Raw genomic sequence first — 18,677 nt, forward strand, 5'->3', positions numbered from 1 at the left:
TGAGGGGGAGACCATTTGTGCCCTCGTAAGGGAAAACCATGAAAGCGGCTACTGCCCAAATCAATACTGCGGCCTTGCGCCACAACCTCGCCGTGGTCAAGCGCCACGCCCCCGCTTGCAAGATCATCGCTGTGGTCAAGGCCAACGCCTATGGCCACGGACTGCTGCCGGTCGCCCGCACCCTGGTGGATGCGGATGCCTATGCGGTGGCCCGTATCGAAGAGGCGCTGATGCTGCGCTCCTGCGCCGTGGTCAAACCCATCGTGCTGCTGGAGGGATTCTTCTCTGCCGATGATCTCCCGGTGCTGGCGGCCAACAATCTGCAGACGGCGGTTCACACCTGGGAGCAGCTCGAAGCGCTGGAGCAGGTCGAGCTGCCAGCCCCCGTGGTGGCCTGGCTCAAGCTCGACACCGGCATGCACCGCCTCGGGGTGCGTGCCGACGAGATGCCCGCTTTTATCGAACGACTCGGCAAGTGCAAGAACGTGGTGCAGCCGTTCAACATCATGACCCACTTCAGCCGTTCCGATGAGCTGGAGCAGCCCACTACCCGCGAGCAGATCGACTTGTTCAGCAAGTTGACCGCACCGTTGGCGGGCGAGCGGGCCATGGCCAACTCGGCGGGCATTCTGGCCTGGCCAGACTCCCACTGCGACTGGGTTCGCCCCGGTGTCATCCTCTATGGCGTCTCGCCCTTCCCCAACACGGTAGCGGCCGATTATGACCTGCAGCCGGTGATGACCTTGAAGACCCAGCTAATTGCGGTGCGGGATCACAAGGCGGGCGAGCCGGTGGGCTATGGCGCCAACTGGGTGTCGGATCGCGATACCCGGCTCGGGGTGATCGCCATCGGCTACGGTGACGGTTATCCACGCATGGCGCCCAATGGCACTTCCGTGCTGATCAACGGCCGCATCGTGCCGCTGGTGGGGCGTGTCTCCATGGATATGAGCACGGTAGATCTTGGGCCCGGCGCAACCGACAAGGCCGGTGACGAGGCGGTACTGTGGGGCGAGGGGTTGCCGGTGGAGCGGGTGGCCGACGAGATTGGCACCATCCCCTACGAGCTCATCACCAAGCTCACCTCCCGCGTCTTTATGGAATACGTCTGATGTGGCAGCAGTGCCTGCTGACGTTGAAGCCCCGTTCGCGGGGCTTTCATCTGGTGACGGACGAGCTGGTGGCCAAACTGCCGATGCTGGCGGATTACCGAGTCGGCATGGCGCACCTGCTGCTGCAACACACCTCCGCCTCGCTCACCCTCAACGAGAACTGCGACCCCAGCGTGCGCAGCGATATGGAGGCTCATCTGCACCGGCTGGCGCCGGAAGATGCCCCTTACTATCGCCACACCTATGAGGGGGCGGATGACATGCCCGCCCACATCAAATCCTCCCTGCTCGGGGTGAGCCTGCTACTGCCGATCCGTGACGGTCAGCTGGCACTTGGCACCTGGCAGGGGATCTGGCTTGGCGAACATCGCGTCGATGGCGGTGCCCGCAAGGTGCTGGTGACCCTGCAGGGTGAGTAATCAGGCTGCAACCAGCTGAAAGATGACGATAAAAAAGAGGGATGGCATTGAGCCATCCCTCTTTTGTTTTTACGATTTCGCGAGCTATCCGCCTGCCAGTAGTGAAGCGCTCTGCTTGGCTCAGGCGACCTTGAAGGGGGTCAGCTCAGCCAGCGGGGCGGCGTCCATAAAGGCTTGCGGCTCCTGACCCTGTTTGAAGATCTTGAAGTCCTGCTCGCGGGCGCTCCAGTACTCCAGACGCTCGCTGCCGTTTTCTCCGGTGATTTGCAGCAGACTCGCTTCGCGCAGGGCCACCACATATTCGCTCGGGTTGATGGCGCAGAACTCGGCCAGACGCTCGTCGCGGGTCTCGCCCATGTGGCCGCTGATGCTGGCGTCCAGATAGTGCGGGTTGATCTGCAGCGGGAACAGGCCCAGCGCGGGCAGCACGGCGGCGTTGCAGACCGGCATGTCGTTGGTGGTGCGGATGCTCGGGGTCGCCACGTTGCAACCGGCGCTCCAGCCCACATAGGGGACGCCCCGCTCGCGCACGGCACGCTGGATCGGCACGATCAGGCCGTTTTCATGCAGCAGCTGATTCAGGCGCCAGGTGTTGCCGCCGCTGATAAAGATGGCGTCCGCCTGATTGACGGCATCGACCGGATCATCGAAGTGGTGAATGCTGATGGTCTCGATCCCGAGGCTCTCGGTAAGTTCGTTGGCGCGGGCATCCCAGTCGCTGCGGATCACCGCGTAGGGGATGAGCAGAATGCGTTTGACCTGTTTGCGAGCCAGCAGGCTCTGCACCCGGTCGCGGGCCCAGCCGAGCAGGCCGGGAAATTCGTTGGCTTTACCGTTGCTAAGCAGAAGCAGTTCCATCAAATCGTTCCTCAAAAAGTGAAAGCGGAGGAGGGAGGGCCACCGGATCCGCCGTGCGGCCGGATGGCAAGAGGAGGCATGCTACCACCATTGGCGCGGCGGTTCTGTGATCGGAGGGCCTATTCAACGGCTATGGATGAGTTATGGATGGATAACTCAATGCCAAGCGGTGGATTAATGAGCCGTGGTCAACTCGCCAGTCATCGCCAAGAAAAGACCCCGCCGCAGCGGGGTCATGGCAGAGTTAGTCGAGTTTGAGATCGACCCACACCATGCGGTGATCCGAGCTGACTCCCTTGGCGATGCCGAGTTTCGCATCATAGACCAGGTGATAACCGGCCTCGAAGCTGGCAGGCCAGAAGACGCCGCTCTTGACCGCGTTGAGGTTGGCGGAGGGGATGACGTGATCCAGCTGCAGCACGCTGGAGTTGGTGATGCGTTCCGGGTTGGGGCGAGTGAGGTTGCGTTTGCAGTCGGTCCCCTTGCTGACACACTCCGGGCCCCCTTCGCTGACCGGGATCAGGGTGCCATTGGTGATGGCCTGATTCATCAGCGGGTTGTTTAGCAGATCCTGAATGGCGGTCAGGTCACCGTCACCGGTGAGCGGATCGGCATTGAGATCCCCGGCGATGACGAACTTGGCGTTTTTGGCCAACCCACCCTTGGTGCCTTTGTCATCGGTCATGTAGTTGAGACCCTTGACGTAGTCATTCCAGAAGGCGATCTCGGCGCGGTTGTGTTTGACGGTGTGACGCGCTGCGTTGGCAAAGATCGGCGGGGTCGGGTGGGAGATCAGGAAGTGGATCACCTCTTCCCCCTTCTCGGTCTTGATCCGTACCGGCACATCGGCGTGGTTCTTGGAGGAGAGCGGGTACTGCTGCCAGGCTGCGTCTTCATACCAGGCATCGCCACACTGGCGGCTGGCCGGGATCTTGACCTTGGGATTGTTGCAGTCATCGATGACGGGGTTCTGCTCGCCCGGCATATCCTTCCACTTGAAGTGCTGGAAGGTTCGGATCTGCTTGGTGTCGATGGGGTATTTGGACATTACCGCAAAGGCGTACTGGCCGTGGTAGTTGCCAAAGCCCCAGGCATCGTCGGGGCCGCTGTTGACCTTGCCATCCAGATTGAGGTCATAACCGCTCATCAGGCCGGTGTTGGTGGCGAAATTCTGCATCACCGGATAGCTGATGGCCGTCACCTCTGCGTGCTGGGCGTGAGCCAGATAGTTGTCGTTGAAGGCTTTCAGATCGGCGGTGCTCTCGCCTTTGCCGTCGTTGTCGAACTCGTTGAGCAGGAACACATCCGGGCGAGTGCGCTGGATGATCTCCGCCACGTTGCGGATCTGCTGCACGTTCTTGGCTTTGGTTTCCGTGGCGCCGCTCAGGCTCCCTTCGGCGAGGCGGGCCAGCAGGGCGTCCTGTTCGGTGCGGGTCAAGGCCAGCTCACCGGTCAGCATACCGGCGGTAGTGCGATCAAAAGAGAGGTTGAAGGTGGCAAAACGAACCATGGGATCTGCTGCCTTTGAGTCGTTGTCGCTGTTGCAGCCTGCCAGCATCCCGAGGGAGATGGCAGCGGCCAGTAGGGTCTTGTTGATATTTTTCATTGTAATTGTTCCGTAGCATCAATGAGTTATGCCTTCTGTGAGGCGGCGCCATTATAAGTAGACGGCGATGCTGCGGGGATTTTGCCTGAGTAAAGTGTGAGGATATTCACACCACATATCTGGCGATGATGAATGTTAGCAGGGCGATATGGGGTGTGAAAAACCGGTTTATACGCTGCAGTTTCCGGGATGAATGGCGCATTTCCTGCCGTTACCGCACTCTGAATTTGTCACACCACCATCGGCAGGCCGCTCTCGGGGTGATGGATCACCTGTGCCGGATAGTCATAGAGACGGGCGATGAGCTCAGGGATGAGCACTTCGGCAGGCGTGCCATCGGCCATCAGTTTGCCCCGCTCCAGCATCACCAGCCGATCGGCATAGCGCGCCGCCAGATTGAGGTCGTGCAGCACCACCAGCACAGCTGTATTGCGGCTGGCGAGGGCGCGCGCCATGGTGAGCAGCTGATGCTGGTATTTCAGATCCAGCGCCGAGGTGGGTTCGTCGAGCAGCAGCAAGCGGGGTTGCTCGGCCTGCTCGGTCGGGGAGGGGGCCTGCCAGATCTGCGCCAGCACCCGGGCAAACTGCACCCGCTGCCGCTCGCCGCCGGAGAGCCCGGGATAGAGCCGCTTGGCCAGATGCTCGACCCCGGCATGGGTCATGGCCGCTGCCACTATCTCGTCACGCCGCGCCGCCGGTTCACTGTGGGGCAAGCGCCCCATGGCGACCACTTCCTCGCAGAGAAAGGGGAAGTTGAGGGAGGAGCTTTGCGGCAATACCCCGAGCCGGTGGGCAAGCTGGCTGCTGTCCCACTGTTGGCGATCTGCGCCAAACAGGGTGATGGAACCCTCATATTCCAGCTCGCCGGTCAGGCACTTGAGCAGCGAGCTCTTGCCCGCCCCGTTGGGGCCGAGCAGCGCGGTCAGGGTGCCGCTCTCGAGACTAAGATCGAGCCCATCCAGGATCTGGCGCTGGCCGCGACGCAGGCTGAGTCGGGTGCAGCTCAACAGGGGGGAGGAGAGTGAGGATGAGAGTGGTTGCATAACAGTCCGTATCACAGGGCGCGGCGGCCTTTTACCAGCAGCCAGATGAAGAAGGGGGCGCCGAGCAGGGCGGTGATGATGCCCACCGGCAGCTCGGCAGGGGCCAGCAGGGTGCGCGCCAGCATATCGGCCGCCAGCAGCAAGGCGGCACCAAGCAGGGCCGAGAGCGGCAGCAACCTGACATGGTTGGGGCCTGCCAGCAGGCGCACCAGATGGGGCACCACCAGCCCGACGAAGCCGATCATCCCCGACACCGCCACCGCCACGCCGACGCCCGCTGCGGTGAGCAGGATCAGGCGACGTTTGAGGGATTGCACATTGACCCCCAGATGACGGGCCTCCCCTTCACCCAGCAGCAGGGCGTTGAGGGGATTGGCATCGCGCATAAAGAGCCACAGCAGGGCCACCAGAGTGAGCAGGGCCAGCGCCACATCGGCCGGTTTGCCTGCCGCCAGCGTTCCCATCTGCCACAGGCTCAGGTTGCGCAGCATCTGATCGTCCGCCAGATAGGTGAGCAGGCCGATCACTGCACCGGAGAGCGCCGTGATGGCGACCCCGGCCAGTAGCATGACGGTGACCGAGGTGCCCCCCTCACGGGTGCCGAGCAGATAGACCAGGGTGGTGGTGAGCGCGCCGCCGAGAAAGGCGAGCAGCGGCAGCAGACCAACCCCGATGGTGGCTTGCAGCTGCTGGCCGAGGGGGGCCAGCAGCACGATGGCGAGCGCCGCACCGAGTGCCGCACCGCCGGAGACACCTATGATGCCGGGGTCAGCCAGGGGGTTGCGAAACAGCCCCTGCATCACGGCGCCACAGAGCCCGAGGATCCCCCCCACTGCGATGCAGAGCAGGGTACGAGGCAGGCGAATTTCCTGCACGATCAGCAGCTTGTGCGACTCTATCCCGCTCTCCTGTCCGGCAAACAGCGCCCGCAGACTCTCGCCCAAGGTGAGGGTCATGGGGCCGGTTGCCAGCGAACCGAGCAGCAACAGTGCCAGTGCAGCCGTGGTGAAGGCCAGCAGCCAGGAGAGGGGCAACCGCATCATGACCCCTGCTTGATCCATTGGGCGATCTGGTTCGCCTGTTGCAGGGAGTTGAGGCTCAGGCCCCCTTGCAGGGCGTGGCCGTCGATGGCGTGAATGGCGTTGCGCTTGCCAGCCGGGGTGGCGGCCAGGGCGGGCACTTCAGCCAGCACCTTGGCCGGATCGGCATATTGCTGCCAGTCACGACCGCTGACCAGCACCAGATCGGGCTGCATCTCGATGAGGGATTCGGCGGATACCGGCTTGTAGTTGCGCAATTCGGCGACCGGATTGATGCCGCCCGCCAGCGAGATCAGCGCGCTGGCTGTGGTGTCACCCCCGGCGATGCTGGTGGGTTGCCCCTTGTGCAGCAGCAGGAAGGCGACCTTGAGCGGTTTGTTCTGTTTGGCTTGCGCCGCCAGCTGATCGGTCTGGGCCTGGATCTCTGCCTTCAGGCGATCGCCAGCGGCTTTATCGCCCAGCAGGCTGGAGAGGGTGTCGATGCGCTGGTTGAGGTTGGCGAGAGTCGGCGCGGTATCCAGCACCTCCACCTTGACCCCGGCACGGCGCAGCTGATCCAGGGTCGGGGCCGGGCCCATCTCGTCGCTGCCCACCAGTCGGGTGGGAGAGAGGCTCAGGATCCCTTCGGCGGCCAGTGCCCGGTGATAACCCACCTTGGGCAACCCTTTTGGCAAGGGGCTGCTGACATCGGTGGCGATCAGGCTCGATTCACCGCCAAGTGCCAGAATGAGTTCTGTGGTAGCCGGGCCGATACTGACGATACGCTCTTTCTGTCCGTCGGCGGCAACGGCAGAGAAGGGAGAGAGTGAACTGCAGAGCAGGGTGATGGCGAGGGCAAGACGACGGCCCATGCTAACCTCCGAAGGGGTGAATGAAACGGGTGTGCCGCCGAGAATATCAAGGCTTTGGAAAAAATGCACTGATAATGATAGCAATTATCAATTGCATTGATTCCAGTGCTTTATTAGAGTAGCCGCCATGATAAACAGCGGGACAATATGGTCCCGCAGAGGGAGAAAACATGAGCATTGCACAACGCATTCACGCGCTGCTGGAGCAGGATCCCGGCGCTCATCCGTCCACCCTGGCGGCCCAGCTTGCCATCAGCGAATGGGAGGTGGTTCGCCATCTGCCCGCCGAGCTGGTGACCCTGCTACCCGCCGATCGCGCACAAGGCCTGCTGGAAGATCTGGCCGACTGGGGCCCGGTGACCACCATCGTTGAATCAGAAGGTTCCATCTTCGAGGTAAAAGCCCCCTTCCCGAAAGGCAAGGACGCACGCGGCTACTACAACCTGATGGGCCGTGACGGTGAGCTGCATGGTCATCTCAAGCTCGACAACGTGGCGGGGATTGCGCTGGTCAGCAAACTGTTCATGGGCAAGGAGGGGCACTCCTTCCAGTTCTTCGGTCACTCCGGCCGCTGCATGTTCAAGGTCTATCTGGGTCGCGACGAGAAACGCCAGCTGCTGGCCGATCAGGTCACCCGTTTTATGGCGCTGCGCCACAACTCTCAAGAGGAAGTCAAAGCATGAGTGAACGTCAGGAGCGTCTGCAGAACCGCCTGCAACCGGAGATCCGCGAGTTTCGCGACAGCTGCCGTACCCTGCAGCTCGCCACCGTCGATGGTGAAGGCAATCCCAACGCCAGCTATGCCCCGTTCGTGCTACAGGAAGATGGCTACTATGTGCTGATCTCCGAGATCGCCCGCCACGCCCGCAACCTGCAACAGGTGCCCCGGGTATCCCTGATGCTGATCGAGGATGAGAGCGGTGCCCGCGAGCTGTTTGCCCGCAAGCGCTTGACCTTCGATGCGGTGGCTGAAGTGGTGGCCCGTGACGACGCCCGCTGGAGCAAGGCGGTGGCGGCACTGGAAGGTCGTTTTGGCGAGATCATCAAGGGTCTCTCCAACCTCAAGGATTTCAAACTGTTCCGCCTCAAGCCGGAGCAGGGGCTGTTCGTCAAGGGCTTCGGCCAGGCGTTCGCGGTCTCCGGTGACGAGCTGGTGGATTTCGTCCATCTGGTGGAGGGGCACAAGCGCATCGACAACGGTGCCGAGCTCACCAGCCCGGCCGATGCGCCGGTCTGATAATCTCTGTCGACCACGACAGCCGTCATAACAAAACGGGCAGCCAATTGGCTGCCCGTTTTTATTGCGTTATCTCATCCGCCAGTTCAATCCTGCCAGCTGGCCTTGTTGGGAAAAGCGCGACGATCGGCGTCGGTGGCCGTTTCGTTGCACTCTCCCCGCACCTTCCAGGAGGTCTGGCTCAGTACGATGTAGCCCTGGCGGCAATACTGCTTGGTCGCCAGGGTCTCGGTCAGCAGATTCTCCTGTAACGCCTCCCGCTGCTCCAGCAGCCGCTGGCTCTGGGCCGCCGAGAGGCCGCGCGGCAAGGTGTCGTTGGGCGCGGCTTCAAAGGTGAAGCGCTTGCTCCCCTCCTCGTTGATGTGGGTCAGAAACAGAGGTTCCGGCCCGTCATACTTCTGTCCGGGCAAGCTGGAGCAGGCCGACAGCAGGGGAACAATCAACAACAGGGTGGCAGACAACAGGCGCACGACAGACTCCAGTGAGAAACGAAGCGAGGCTCGCAGATTAGCACGGCTGCAGGGCGGGTGTTACTGCCAGCAGTTCGTCGGTGGTGAGCAGGGTGACACTGCGCCCCTCCGGCAGGCTAAGGTGGCGCCACATCCAGTGATGGTGCTCGGTGATCTGGGCCGCGCTCAGGTGGGGGCGATCGGCGGTGGTGTGACCATCGCTCAACACCAGCACCTCGTACCCATGGGAGGCGGCACTGCGCACCGTGGTATCGACGCAAAAATCGGTGGCGCAGCCACAGAGAATGAGTCGATCGACCGGCTGCTCGGCCAGCAGGAAGGCAAGCTCGGTATCGAGAAAGCTGTCACAGGCTGTCTTGCGCACCCGGCTCTCCCCCTTGGCCGGTTGCAGCGCACTGTGAAGCTGCCAACCCGGGGTGCCCGGTTCCAGTTCGGTACCGGGGGGCGAGTCATGCTGGATATAGATGACCCGTCCCTGTTGCTGCCTGACATGGGCCGCAGCCCGGTTGATATTGGCCAGCACCTGCTCCTGGCGGTAACGGGGCTCGTTGAACAAGCCTTGCTGCACATCGATGATCAGTAACACATCCATATTTTACCCGCCGTTTCCTGGAAGATTAGGGTTGCAGCCACTGGCTGCAGTCACGACTGCGGGATTGATGCAGCGCGCCCATATCTTGCTTCATCTCGTCACTGTTTTGCCAGCGCTTAGGCAGCGGCATGATGGTTACCTGCACATCGGCTGCGGGATCTGCAACAGAGGTCTCATCTGTACGAGGCACGACCAGCGCCACCTTGAGTGCAGGATTGCGGCTGGCGATGCGACTGGCGAGCCCAAGCCCCCCCTCGACGTGGAAATTGCCGGCGATATGCATGATCTGCTGGCCCGGGTGCTTGGCGAGATAATCCACCATGCTCTCGGCCATGGTGTCATCCCAACTGGTCTGGGCGGCGAAGCGGCGGGCGTTGCTGTCGGCATCGCCGTGGTGCATGGAGGCCATAAATTTCTGGCGATAGGGGTCATCCCCCAGCGTCAGTTGGCGGGCCAGCTGGCTGCGGCGCGACGCGGGCAGTTTGTCGAGCCACTCAGCCCCCTCCTGACCGACACAGCTCACCAGCGGTTTGGGGGCGTTGGCGGCGATCACCGGCATCTGGTGAGCCTTGGCAAACTCCACCAGCGGACGGTAGTCGCTCGGATAGTTGGGCCAGGCGTTGCCTTCGCGGATCAAGGCCGCTTCACCAATCTGGTTCGCCAGATAGGCATCCAGCGTCTTCTGATCGGCGCGGCTGAACTGCTCCATGGAGAGGGCCAATGGCCGCCCGTGCTGCTGACCTGCGGTGTAGAGCCCGCTCAGCAGGCGCGATTGCAACAGATGCACGGCGGGATGGCTGTGCAGCTCACCCACCAGAATGATGTCGGCGTCGGCAATGCGCGCGATCGCCTGCTCCAGCGTCAGGTCTGCGTCTCCCTCGCTGCTTAGCCGGTAGTCATAGAGCGTCTGCAACTGTGATGACTGGGTCGGTTGGGTGGGGGTGGCACAGGCTGCCAGCAGCAGCGGCAGGGCGAGCAGGGGAAGTCGTCTAATCATGGGATCTCACGGCTGATATGCCCGGATGCCGGTGCATCTCGGGGGGCTAATAGAGAATAAGGGCAACACAGGGCGACAGTGTAAAACCAATTTTGTTCAAAACAAATGAGAATGATTTCGTTTCTTGTTGATCTTTGTCGAGAGCCGGGTAATATGCGGTCTGTTTGATAATAGTTCTCAATAAGGATTCGCTGTGACCCATCAAAACGCACTCTCTCTGGTCGCGCTCGCCGTAGCGGCCGGTCTCTCCTCCCAGGTCTTTGCTGCCACCCAGAAGGCGGATGAAGTCGTGGTCGTCAGCGGCTCACGGATGGAGCAAAAACTGGAAGATGTCTCTGGCCCCATCTCGGTGATCACTGCCAAGCAGATTGAAGAGCAGGTCGTCACCAACGTCGCCGACCTGTTCCGCTATGAACCCGGTGTGACTGTGCTCGGCGGTCAGGGGGATGCGCAGACCTTCATCATCCGCGGCATGGGTGAAAACCGGGTCAAGGTGGTGCGCGACGGTGTGCGCCAGAACGATGCCTACAGCAAGGGCGGGGTTGGCCAGAGCTACTTTGATACCGATATGATCAAGCAGATAGAAGTGGCCAAGGGGCCCGCTTCTGCCGCCTACGGCTCCGATGCGCTGGGTGGCGTGATTGCCATCACCACCAAGGATGCCAGCGATTTCCTCAAGGGCAAGGATAGTTATCTGGACGTGACCAGCGGTTACGCCTCAAGCAGCCACCAGAAGATGGCGGGCTTTACCGGCGCCTTGCGCACTGGTGAAGTGGAGAACCTGCTGCGCTACACCTGGCGCGATGGCGGTGTGACCCAGAATTTCGACTCCACCAAGAACGACTTCGATATCGGTACCCACGCCCTGCTGCTCAAGAGCAAGTGGAACCTCTCCGATGAGCAGTTCCTCAAGCTGACCGTTGACTACCTGACCGATGGTGAGGAGCCGGATGCGGTCAAGCTCAACAAGGTCGGTACCGGCACTGCCCGTGTCTTTGATCAGCCCATCACCGACAAGCAGACCGACAACCTCTCAGTGGTGCTGGATCACGGCATCGCGCTGAATCAAGGCTGGGCCGATCGGATGGATAGCAAGGTCTACTTCGCTCGCACCAAGCAGACACTGGATCAGTACGCCTCATCCAAGTATCCGGTCAGCCCCGGCAACCCCTATGTGACCAAAAACTCGCTGGATCACAACGTGTTCGATCAGAAGAACATCGGCGCCCAGCTGCAGTTCCACAAGGCAGTCGCCAACCACCGCCTGGCCTGGGGGGCTGAATACGAGCATACCGACAACGAACGTACCCGTTACAAGGGGCCGACGACCCCCGGTGATTTTGTCGGCTACAACGAGCTGAGTTTCCCAGCTACCACCAGCGAGCGCAGCGCCCTGTGGGCCTTTGACGAGATCAAGTTTGGCGAGCGCTGGGTGCTGACCCCGGGTGCCCGTTATGACTACTACCGGATGACCCCGGACAACGATCCGGCCTACACAGGCGACAAGCTGCACAAGTTCTCCGAAGGGGAGTTGTCACCCAAGCTGGGTCTGGTGTTCAAGGTCCACGAGGCGGCCAACCTGTTCGCCCAGTACAGCCACGGTTTCAAGGCACCCATGTATGACAGCGCCTTCTCCACCCTGAACCATCAGGCGTACGGCTATCGCATCGAGCCCAACCCGAACCTCAATCCGGAGAGCAGCGACGGCATCGATCTTGGTGTACGTGGCAGCAGCAACGGCTTCAGCTATGAAGTAGCCAGCTTCTACAACAAGTTTGAAGACTTCATCGAGATGGTGGAAGTGGGCAAAGAGGGGCGCACCGCCGTCTACCAGTACCAGAACCTGAGCAAGGCGACCACCAAAGGGGCCGAAGCCAAGGCGGATTACTGGCTCAACGACATCGTCAATGTCTGGGGCAACCTCGCCTACATCGAAGGCAAGGATGGGGATGGCAACTACATCAACAGCCTGAGCCCGCTCAATGGCTCGATCGGTGTGCGTCTGGAACAGTCCCAATGGAACTTCAACACCGCGCTGCGCTTTGCTGACGACATGGACAAAGTCCGTAAAGACAGCAAAGGCAACGATTACGTGAAGAGCGCCGGTTGGGGTGTGGTTGATATGTACGCCCAGTTCAACCCGATGACCGACCTGCAGCTCAACGTCGGGGTCTTCAACCTGTTTGACAAGGAGTACACCAGCTACGAGCGCATCGCCGGTCGTGCCGAGGGCTCCGATAACAGCATGATGACCGAACCGGGCCGCAACCTGAGTGCACGGGTCAAATACGTATTCTAAAAAGACAACACATGCAGCCGGGCTGGAAGCATCTCGGCCTACCCAAGGCCCGCACCATATGGTGCGGGCTTTTTGTTATTTGGTATCTGGAAAAGTGCCGGGTATTGTTGGCGTCGATTTTTTTAATGCCTCTCTAGTTTTCATACTGGCCAAGAACTCTTGCTGTATTAAGCACTTAACGCCGAGTTTTTTTGATAAATAGTCCGCAATATGGGCCCAGGAAAACAAAACCCCCGGTGCCGTGCACTGGGGGTTTTGAGTCGTTCAAATTAGTTGAAAAGATCTGAACCTGTCGTGGGCTCAGATTTTTCTGTTCAACCTTCTGACATTGTGATTTTCAGTTATCCGCTACAGCACGCAGACCGGGCAGAAGGCGTAGGTGCCTTGCGGATCGTTGAAGCGGGTGAGCGGGTCGAGACTGCGGTTCACTTCCACCAAGGCCTTGCCAAATCCGGCTGGCAGCCAGCTTTGCAACTGGGGGGCCAGCACTTGGGCACTGCTGTCAAACAGCTGGCGCAGGAACTTGTCCTTGGTGGACTCCTCCTGCTCGATGGGGGTCACCTGCCACTCTTTGAGGTTGGCCAGTTCGGCGGCTGCCTTGATGGCGTCATCCAGATTGCCGAACTCGTCCACCAGCCCCAGGGCCTTGGCATCTTCGCCGGTCCAGACTCGGCCTTCGGCCGCTTTCTCGGCCTCTTCCGGGCTAAGACCGCGGCCCTTGCTGACCAGACCGATGAAGCGCTGGTAGGTATCCTCCACGCTCAGCTGGATGGCCTGACCGACGTGATCCGGCAGGGCGCGGGTCGGGCCGACGCCGACGTAATCTGTGGTGCCAACCCCGTCGGTATGCACCCCGAACTGGGCCAACGCCTTGTCGATGGTGGCGAACATGCCGAACACCCCGATGGAGCCGGTGAGAGTGGTGGGGGAGGCGAAGATCTTGTCCGCATCGGCGGAGATCCAGTAGCCACCGGAGGCGGCATAGCTGCCCATGGAGACCACTACCGGCTTGCCTGCCTGTTTCAGGGCCAGCAGCTCGGCGCGGATCTGCTCGGCGGCGAAGGCGCTGCCGCCCGGGCTGTCGACCCGCAGGACCACGGCTTTAACCTTGTCATCGCGGCGGGCATCGGCCAGCAGGTCGGAGAGGCTGTCGCCGCCGATGGTACCGGCAGGCTGGACGCCATCCATGATGGCGCCGCTGGCGACCACCAGACCCACCTCATCCTTGCCGCTCTGGGGATATTGTTCCGGAATGGCAGCCAGATACTCTTTCAGGCCTACCCCTTTCCAGCCGTGGTCGTCCGCTTCACCCACCTCTTTAATGACCGCCTGGGTCATCTCGTCGCGGGTGGCCAGCTGATCCACCAGCCCGTTGTCGAGGGCGTAGTTGGCGGCATTGCCACCGGCCTTGCGCAGCAGCTCGAGGAAGCGATCCTTGCCCGGCGCGACCGCATCGGGCTCGATCTCCCGCTGCTCGGCGACATCGGCCACATAGGATTGCCACAGCTGATCCAGCCAGCGCTGGTTCGCTTCTTTGCTCTCGGGGGACATCTCGTCGCGGGTATAGGGTTCGACGAAGGATTTGTAGGTGCCGACCTTGAACACGTGCGGGGTGATGTTGAGCTTCTCCAGCGCCGACTTGAAGTAGGTCTGGTAGACACCAAGCCCCTCGATCACCACGGCGCCGCTCTGGTTGAGCAGCACGTGATCGGCGTGGGCCGCCAGCAGGTATTGCCCCTGAGTGTAGAAGTCGGCCATGGCGATCACCGGTTTGCCGCTCTCCTTGAACTGGTCGATGGCGCTCGCCACCTCCTGCAGTTTGGTGAAGTTGGCTCCCTGCAGCCCTTGTGGCTTGATCACCAGCGCCTTGATGCGCTCGTCATCCTTGGCACTCTTGATGGCCCACAGCAGGTCGGAGAGGACGATCTCGCTCGGCTGCTCGTCGCTGCTGTCCATCTGGCGCAGCAACTGGACTGTGGGATCTGTCTGGGTGCGTTGCTCCACCAGCACGCCGTTGAGATTGAGGGTCAGCGCCCCTTCGATGGGCGCCTTGGGGGCCTCTTTCTGGCTGACGCTGAAGACGATGACCAGCACTACGATGAGAAACAGCAGATTGACCAGCATCAGCCGGGTGAAATTGAGCAGGCGCCACAGGCTGCGGAACAACCAACCCAGACCTTTGAAAATAGACATAGTCGCGTTATCGCCCTGTTAATGGGTAGAGAAGAGCCATTATTAACCAGTTGCGGGCGAAATTGCCATTTCCGACTGGCGGATCCCGTCTATCTTCGTTCAGGGCACGGCTGTTCGCTGAAAAATTGTCCAAACATTTGTTTGAAAAAGAATTTTCGATTCTTTACTCTAGCTTCAGTTTGATAACAAAAAATTAACTGGAGGCATCGTGAGCCGCTATCCGACCCTGCTGACCCCGCTCGACCTTGGTTTTACCCAGCTGCGCAACCGGGTGTTGGGCGTTGTTCCATGCACCCTGGCCTTAAAGAGGAAGGCATCATGAGTCGCTATCCCCATCTGCTGAAGCCCCTTGACCTCGGTTTTACCCAGCTGCGCAATCGCGTGTTGATGGGCTCCATGCACACCGGCCTCGAAGAGGAGAAGGGCGGTTTTGACAAGCTGGCCGCCTTTTACGCCGAGCGCGCCCGTGGTGGCGTTGGCCTTATCGTCACCGGCGGCATTGCCCCCAATCTGCGCGGTCGGCTGGTGCCTCACGGCTCCCAGCTGAGCTTTCCCTGGCAGGTGAGCAAGCACAAGAAGGTGACCAGCGCCGTGCATCAGGAGGGGGGCAAGATAGCGCTGCAGATCCTCCATGCCGGTCGTTACGCCTACCATCCCTTCAGTCTGGCCCCGAGCGCCCTCAAGGCCCCCATCTCCCCGTTCAAACCGCGTGCCATGAGCGAGCGGCAGATCCGCGGCACCATTCGCGACTTCGCGGCTACAGCTGCGCTTGCCAAGGCGGCCGGTTATGACGGCGTCGAGGTGATGGGCTCGGAAGGCTATCTCATCAATCAGTTCATCTGCGAGCGAACCAACAAACGCACCGATGGCTGGGGCGGCAGCAGCGAAAACCGGATGCGCTTCCCAGTGGAGATTGTTCGCGCCATCCGCGAGCGCGTCGGCACCGACTTCATCATTATCTTCCGCCTCTCCATGCTGGATCTGGTGGAGCAGGGCTCGACCCTGGAAGAGGTGATTGCCCTTGGCAAAGCGCTGGAAGCGGTGGGGGTGACCCTCATCAACACCGGTATCGGTTGGCACGAAGCGCGTATTCCCACCATCGCCACCAGCGTGCCGCGCGGCGCCTTCAGTTGGGTGACCGCCGAGCTGAAAAAACACCTCAAGGTGCCCCTCATTACCACCAACCGTATCAACACTCCCGAGGTGGCCGAACGCATTCTGGCGGGTGGCGAGGCGGATATGGTCTCCATGGCGCGCCCCTTCCTGGCGGATCCCGAATTTGTCATCAAGGCTGCCGAGAACCGGGCGGACGAGATCAACACCTGCATCGCCTGCAATCAAGCTTGCCTTGACCATGTGTTCAAGCAGAAGCGCGCCTCCTGTCTGGTGAATCCCCGCGCCTGCTTCGAGACCGAGCTGACCTTTGGCCGCGTGCCCCAGCCCAAGAAGCTGGCGGTCGTGGGGGCGGGCCCGGCCGGGCTGGCGTTTGCCTGCTACGCTGCCGAGCGCGGTCATCAGGTGAGCCTGTTCGATCAAGCCAGCGAAATCGGCGGCCAGTTCAACTTCGCCAAGCAGATCCCGGGCAAGGAGGAGTTTCACGAGACTCTGCGCTATTTCGCCAAACGGCTGGAGAAGTGCGGTGTCGAGCTCTATCTCGGCCAGCGCCAGAGTGCCGAGAGCCTGCTCGGCGGCGGTTTTGACGAGGTGATCCTCGCCACCGGTATTCGTCCGCGCACTCCCAATATTCCGGGCATCGAGCATCCCAAGGTATTGAACTACCTCGATGTATTGCGGGATCACAAGCCGGTCGGCGAGAAGGTGGCGGTGATCGGTGCCGGCGGCATCGGTTTCGATGTGGCTGAGTATCTGGTAGAGAAGAAGGTGGAGATGGATGCCGATGGGCACCGTGATCACTGGCTCAAGGAGTGGGGCATCGACAAACAGCTTGGCGAGCGCGGTGGCCTCACGGCTCCTGAAATCGACGCCCCCGAGCGCCAGATCTGGCTGCTCCAGCGCAAGGAGAGCAAGGTGGGTGACGGACTTGGCAAGACCACCGGCTGGATCCACCGTACCGTGCTCAAGAACCGCAAGGTGCAGATGCTCTCCGGGGTGCAATATCTGGGGATCGATGACGAGGGCTTGCACATTCAGGTGGGCGAGAGCAAGCAGTGTCTGCCGGTGGATCAGGTGATCGTCTGCGCCGGGCAGGAGCCCCTCAAGGAGCTGCAGGCGGGTTTGCAGGCGGCAGGCAAGCCGGTGCATATCATCGGCGGAGCCGACGTGGCTGCCGAGCTGGATGCCAAGCGAGCGATCAGACAGGGCGCCGAACTGGCTGCGGTCATCTAGCCAACTGTGCTCTCTTGTCCTTTATAGTGCGATAAACCCCTGAGCCTCAGGGGTTTTCTTCATTCGGTGCTGTGCTAAGGTAGCGCCATCATTGCCCCAGAGAAGGAATTGCCCATGGATGCCCTCACCCTGTTGCTCAATCGCCACTCCTGTGGCCGTCTCGCCGATCCCGCCCCGAGCGGTGAGGTGCTCGACAATATCCTCAAGGCGGGCCTGCGTGCGCCGGATCACGGCACCCTGACCCCCTGGCAGTTCATTCTGTTTGAAGGGGAGGGGCGCGAGCGGCTGGGCAAGCTGCTGGCCGAGGCGGCCCGTGCCCGTGGCGAAGATGAAGAGAGCATCAAGAAGTGCAGCGAAGCGCCGCTGCGGGCGCCCTTGATCGTCGCCGTGGCAACCCGTTATCAGGATCACCCCAAGGTGCCGAAACTGGAGCAGGAGCTCTCTGCCGGTTGTGCCCTGATGGCGATGCAGATGGCGGCGCAGGCGCAGGGCTTCAACGGCATCTGGCGCTCCGGCTGGTTTATCTTCGATGAGCAGATCAACAAGGGATTGGGACTGGCGGCAGAGGATCAGCTGGTGGGTTTCCTCTACCTCGGCACCCCCATGCTGGAAGCGCGTAAACTGCGCGAGCTGCCGCTCGATGAGTTTGTCCGCCGTTTCTGACTTTTTGGCCACGTTGCGGTTGAGAGAAGCAAAGCCTCGAGAAATCGGGGCTTTTCTGTTTAACCGTGAATAGTAACCAGAGAAATTGGGGAAAATAAATGGGTCAAAGATGCTTCGCGCGCCATAGCAGGTAATTATTTAAATAGTGCGATGTACCTCGCAATCCTGTTGTATTTCACTATGTAAAACGTTTGCGCATTCGCTAATATCTCCCTGCCAGTTTAGAAGGGCACTCCTTCTAATTTTTCTGCGATGAGAGTCGCAATTCCGTAGCACCTTTTAACAGCCCAACGTCTTCGTGACATTGGGCTTTATTTTTTATGGGGAGGCGGGGTTGTTGTGAGTTGATGGCGGCATCAAGATGCAGCCCGGTTGGCCGCCTTATACCCTGTTTTTGGCTGGCAGGATCCGGGCAGGGTTGCCGACTACCCGAGCACCGGACGGTACATCTTTGGTGACTACGGCGCCCGCGCCGACGATCGCCTCCCGTCCTATGGTGACGCCGGGCAGCAAGATGGCACCGCCCCCAATCCAGACCTTGTCTTCAATGGTGACCGGCAGCGCCGTCTCTGTGCCCTGAATCCTTTCGTCGGCCTCCAGTGCATGGGCTGCGGTATAGACCTGCACGTTTGGCCCAATCATCACATGGGCGCCGATGCGAATGGGGGCATTGTCCAGCAGGGTCGCCCCCATATTGATGTAGGAGTCCTTACCAAGCTGAATATGACGGCCATAGGTGCAGTAGAGTGGCGGGCAGATAAAGGCGTTCTCTGCCAATTTGCCAATCAGCTCCGCCAGTAGTGCCCGCTGCTTTGCCTCCTCTTCCGCCTGATTGAAACGGCGATAGCGCTGGGCCGCCTCCCGGCGCAACTGGGCCAGCTCGGGTGCCATGCAGTTGTACGGTTGGCTGCTAATCATCTTCTGGTATTCGCTCATGGCAGGGCCTCAATG

The 18,677-nt window shown here is 60.9% G+C and carries 17 protein-coding genes; 7 read left to right on the top strand and 10 right to left on the bottom strand.

The genetic code is table 11. The features are described 5' to 3' along the window. The first annotated feature begins 38 nt into the window (after positions 1-38). Entirely contained in the window at positions 39-1,112 is a 1,074-nt protein-coding gene (gene alr / locus AB5Y86_RS05990; RefSeq protein ID WP_021230808.1) for an alanine racemase, read from the top strand. Next, the gene (locus tag AB5Y86_RS05995; protein WP_005335267.1) at positions 1,112-1,531 is read left to right on the top strand and encodes a secondary thiamine-phosphate synthase enzyme YjbQ; all 420 of its coding nucleotides are present in this window, start codon (positions 1,112-1,114) and stop codon (positions 1,529-1,531) included. The genes alr and AB5Y86_RS05995 overlap by 1 nt, the downstream gene beginning before the upstream one ends. Positions 1,532-1,651: 120 nt before the next feature. On the opposite strand, the gene pepE is transcribed toward AB5Y86_RS05995, so the two are convergent. The 5 genes from pepE to AB5Y86_RS06020 all read right to left on the bottom strand — a co-directional run bounded on the left by pepE (position 1,652) and on the right by AB5Y86_RS06020 (position 6,929). Continuing rightward, positions 1,652-2,389, bottom strand: coding sequence for a dipeptidase PepE (pepE, locus tag AB5Y86_RS06000; protein WP_213386650.1), 738 nt, complete (start codon positions 2,387-2,389; stop codon positions 1,652-1,654). Positions 2,390-2,633: 244 nt separating this feature from the next. Further along, a complete protein-coding gene (locus AB5Y86_RS06005; protein WP_368192400.1) occupies positions 2,634-3,995 on the bottom strand; it encodes an endonuclease/exonuclease/phosphatase family protein in 1,362 nt (453 codons plus the stop codon). 230 nt (positions 3,996-4,225) lie between these two features. After that, positions 4,226-5,038 (bottom strand): heme ABC transporter ATP-binding protein, encoded by an 813-nt coding sequence (locus AB5Y86_RS06010; RefSeq protein WP_368192401.1) that lies wholly within the window; start codon positions 5,036-5,038, stop codon positions 4,226-4,228. A gap of 11 nt (positions 5,039-5,049) precedes the next feature. Continuing rightward, a complete protein-coding gene (locus AB5Y86_RS06015) occupies positions 5,050-6,081 on the bottom strand; it encodes an iron ABC transporter permease (protein ID WP_040066744.1) in 1,032 nt (343 codons plus the stop codon). Then, positions 6,078-6,929 (bottom strand): hemin ABC transporter substrate-binding protein, encoded by an 852-nt coding sequence (locus AB5Y86_RS06020; RefSeq protein WP_042080088.1) that lies wholly within the window; start codon positions 6,927-6,929, stop codon positions 6,078-6,080. Before AB5Y86_RS06020 ends, AB5Y86_RS06015 begins: the two co-directional genes overlap by 4 nt. A 170-nt stretch (positions 6,930-7,099) precedes the next feature. On the opposite strand from AB5Y86_RS06020, the gene hutX reads away from it, so the two are divergent. Both hutX and hutZ read left to right on the top strand, forming a co-directional pair. Further along, positions 7,100-7,612, top strand: coding sequence for a heme utilization cystosolic carrier protein HutX (gene hutX, locus AB5Y86_RS06025; RefSeq protein ID WP_042080089.1), 513 nt, complete (start codon positions 7,100-7,102; stop codon positions 7,610-7,612). Continuing rightward, on the top strand, positions 7,609-8,166 hold the full coding sequence (gene hutZ / locus AB5Y86_RS06030; protein WP_005335257.1) for a heme utilization protein HutZ: 558 nt from the start codon (positions 7,609-7,611) through the stop codon (positions 8,164-8,166). Before hutX ends, hutZ begins: the two co-directional genes overlap by 4 nt. An 86-nt stretch (positions 8,167-8,252) precedes the next feature. Here hutZ and AB5Y86_RS06035 read toward each other — a convergent pair whose 3' ends face one another. Genes AB5Y86_RS06035 through AB5Y86_RS06045 form a run of 3 tightly spaced genes read right to left on the bottom strand, consistent with a single transcriptional unit; the run spans position 8,253 to position 10,225 of the window. Then, the gene (locus AB5Y86_RS06035; protein ID WP_005335256.1) at positions 8,253-8,636 is read right to left on the bottom strand and encodes a hypothetical protein; all 384 of its coding nucleotides are present in this window, start codon (positions 8,634-8,636) and stop codon (positions 8,253-8,255) included. A 37-nt stretch (positions 8,637-8,673) separates the two neighbouring features. After that, positions 8,674-9,228, bottom strand: coding sequence for a cysteine hydrolase family protein (locus tag AB5Y86_RS06040; protein ID WP_005348211.1), 555 nt, complete (start codon positions 9,226-9,228; stop codon positions 8,674-8,676). A gap of 25 nt (positions 9,229-9,253) precedes the next feature. After that, positions 9,254-10,225 carry a ChaN family lipoprotein gene (locus AB5Y86_RS06045; protein WP_042080090.1) on the bottom strand — a complete coding sequence of 324 codons (972 nt, stop codon included), beginning with the start codon at positions 10,223-10,225 and terminating at the stop codon, positions 9,254-9,256. Between the two features lie 193 nt (positions 10,226-10,418). Between AB5Y86_RS06045 and AB5Y86_RS06050 the strand changes: the two genes are divergently transcribed. Beyond that, positions 10,419-12,524, top strand: a complete 2,106-nt coding sequence (locus AB5Y86_RS06050; RefSeq protein ID WP_368192402.1) for a TonB-dependent hemoglobin/transferrin/lactoferrin family receptor — start codon at positions 10,419-10,421, stop codon at positions 12,522-12,524. 348 nt (positions 12,525-12,872) lie between these two features. On the opposite strand, the gene sppA is transcribed toward AB5Y86_RS06050, so the two are convergent. Further along, complete coding sequence (gene sppA, locus AB5Y86_RS06055) at positions 12,873-14,717, bottom strand: signal peptide peptidase SppA (RefSeq protein ID WP_368192403.1); 1,845 nt, start codon at positions 14,715-14,717, stop codon at positions 12,873-12,875. A gap of 318 nt (positions 14,718-15,035) precedes the next feature. On the opposite strand from sppA, the gene AB5Y86_RS06060 reads away from it, so the two are divergent. Both AB5Y86_RS06060 and AB5Y86_RS06065 read left to right on the top strand, forming a co-directional pair. Beyond that, positions 15,036-17,063: an FAD-dependent oxidoreductase gene (locus AB5Y86_RS06060; RefSeq protein ID WP_368192404.1), complete on the top strand. Its 2,028-nt coding sequence runs from the start codon at positions 15,036-15,038 to the stop codon at positions 17,061-17,063. 114 nt (positions 17,064-17,177) lie between these two features. Beyond that, complete coding sequence (locus AB5Y86_RS06065; protein WP_042080611.1) at positions 17,178-17,726, top strand: NAD(P)H nitroreductase; 549 nt, start codon at positions 17,178-17,180, stop codon at positions 17,724-17,726. 381 nt (positions 17,727-18,107) lie between these two features. Here the strand turns inward: AB5Y86_RS06065 and AB5Y86_RS06070 are convergent, their stop codons facing one another. Next, the gene (locus tag AB5Y86_RS06070; RefSeq protein ID WP_368192405.1) at positions 18,108-18,662 is read right to left on the bottom strand and encodes a sugar O-acetyltransferase; all 555 of its coding nucleotides are present in this window, start codon (positions 18,660-18,662) and stop codon (positions 18,108-18,110) included. Between the last annotated feature and the right edge of the window lie 15 nt (positions 18,663-18,677).

This window comes from Aeromonas sp. s8 (assembly GCF_040907785.1).
In the GTDB taxonomy this organism is placed as follows: domain Bacteria; phylum Pseudomonadota; class Gammaproteobacteria; order Enterobacterales; family Aeromonadaceae; genus Aeromonas; species Aeromonas veronii.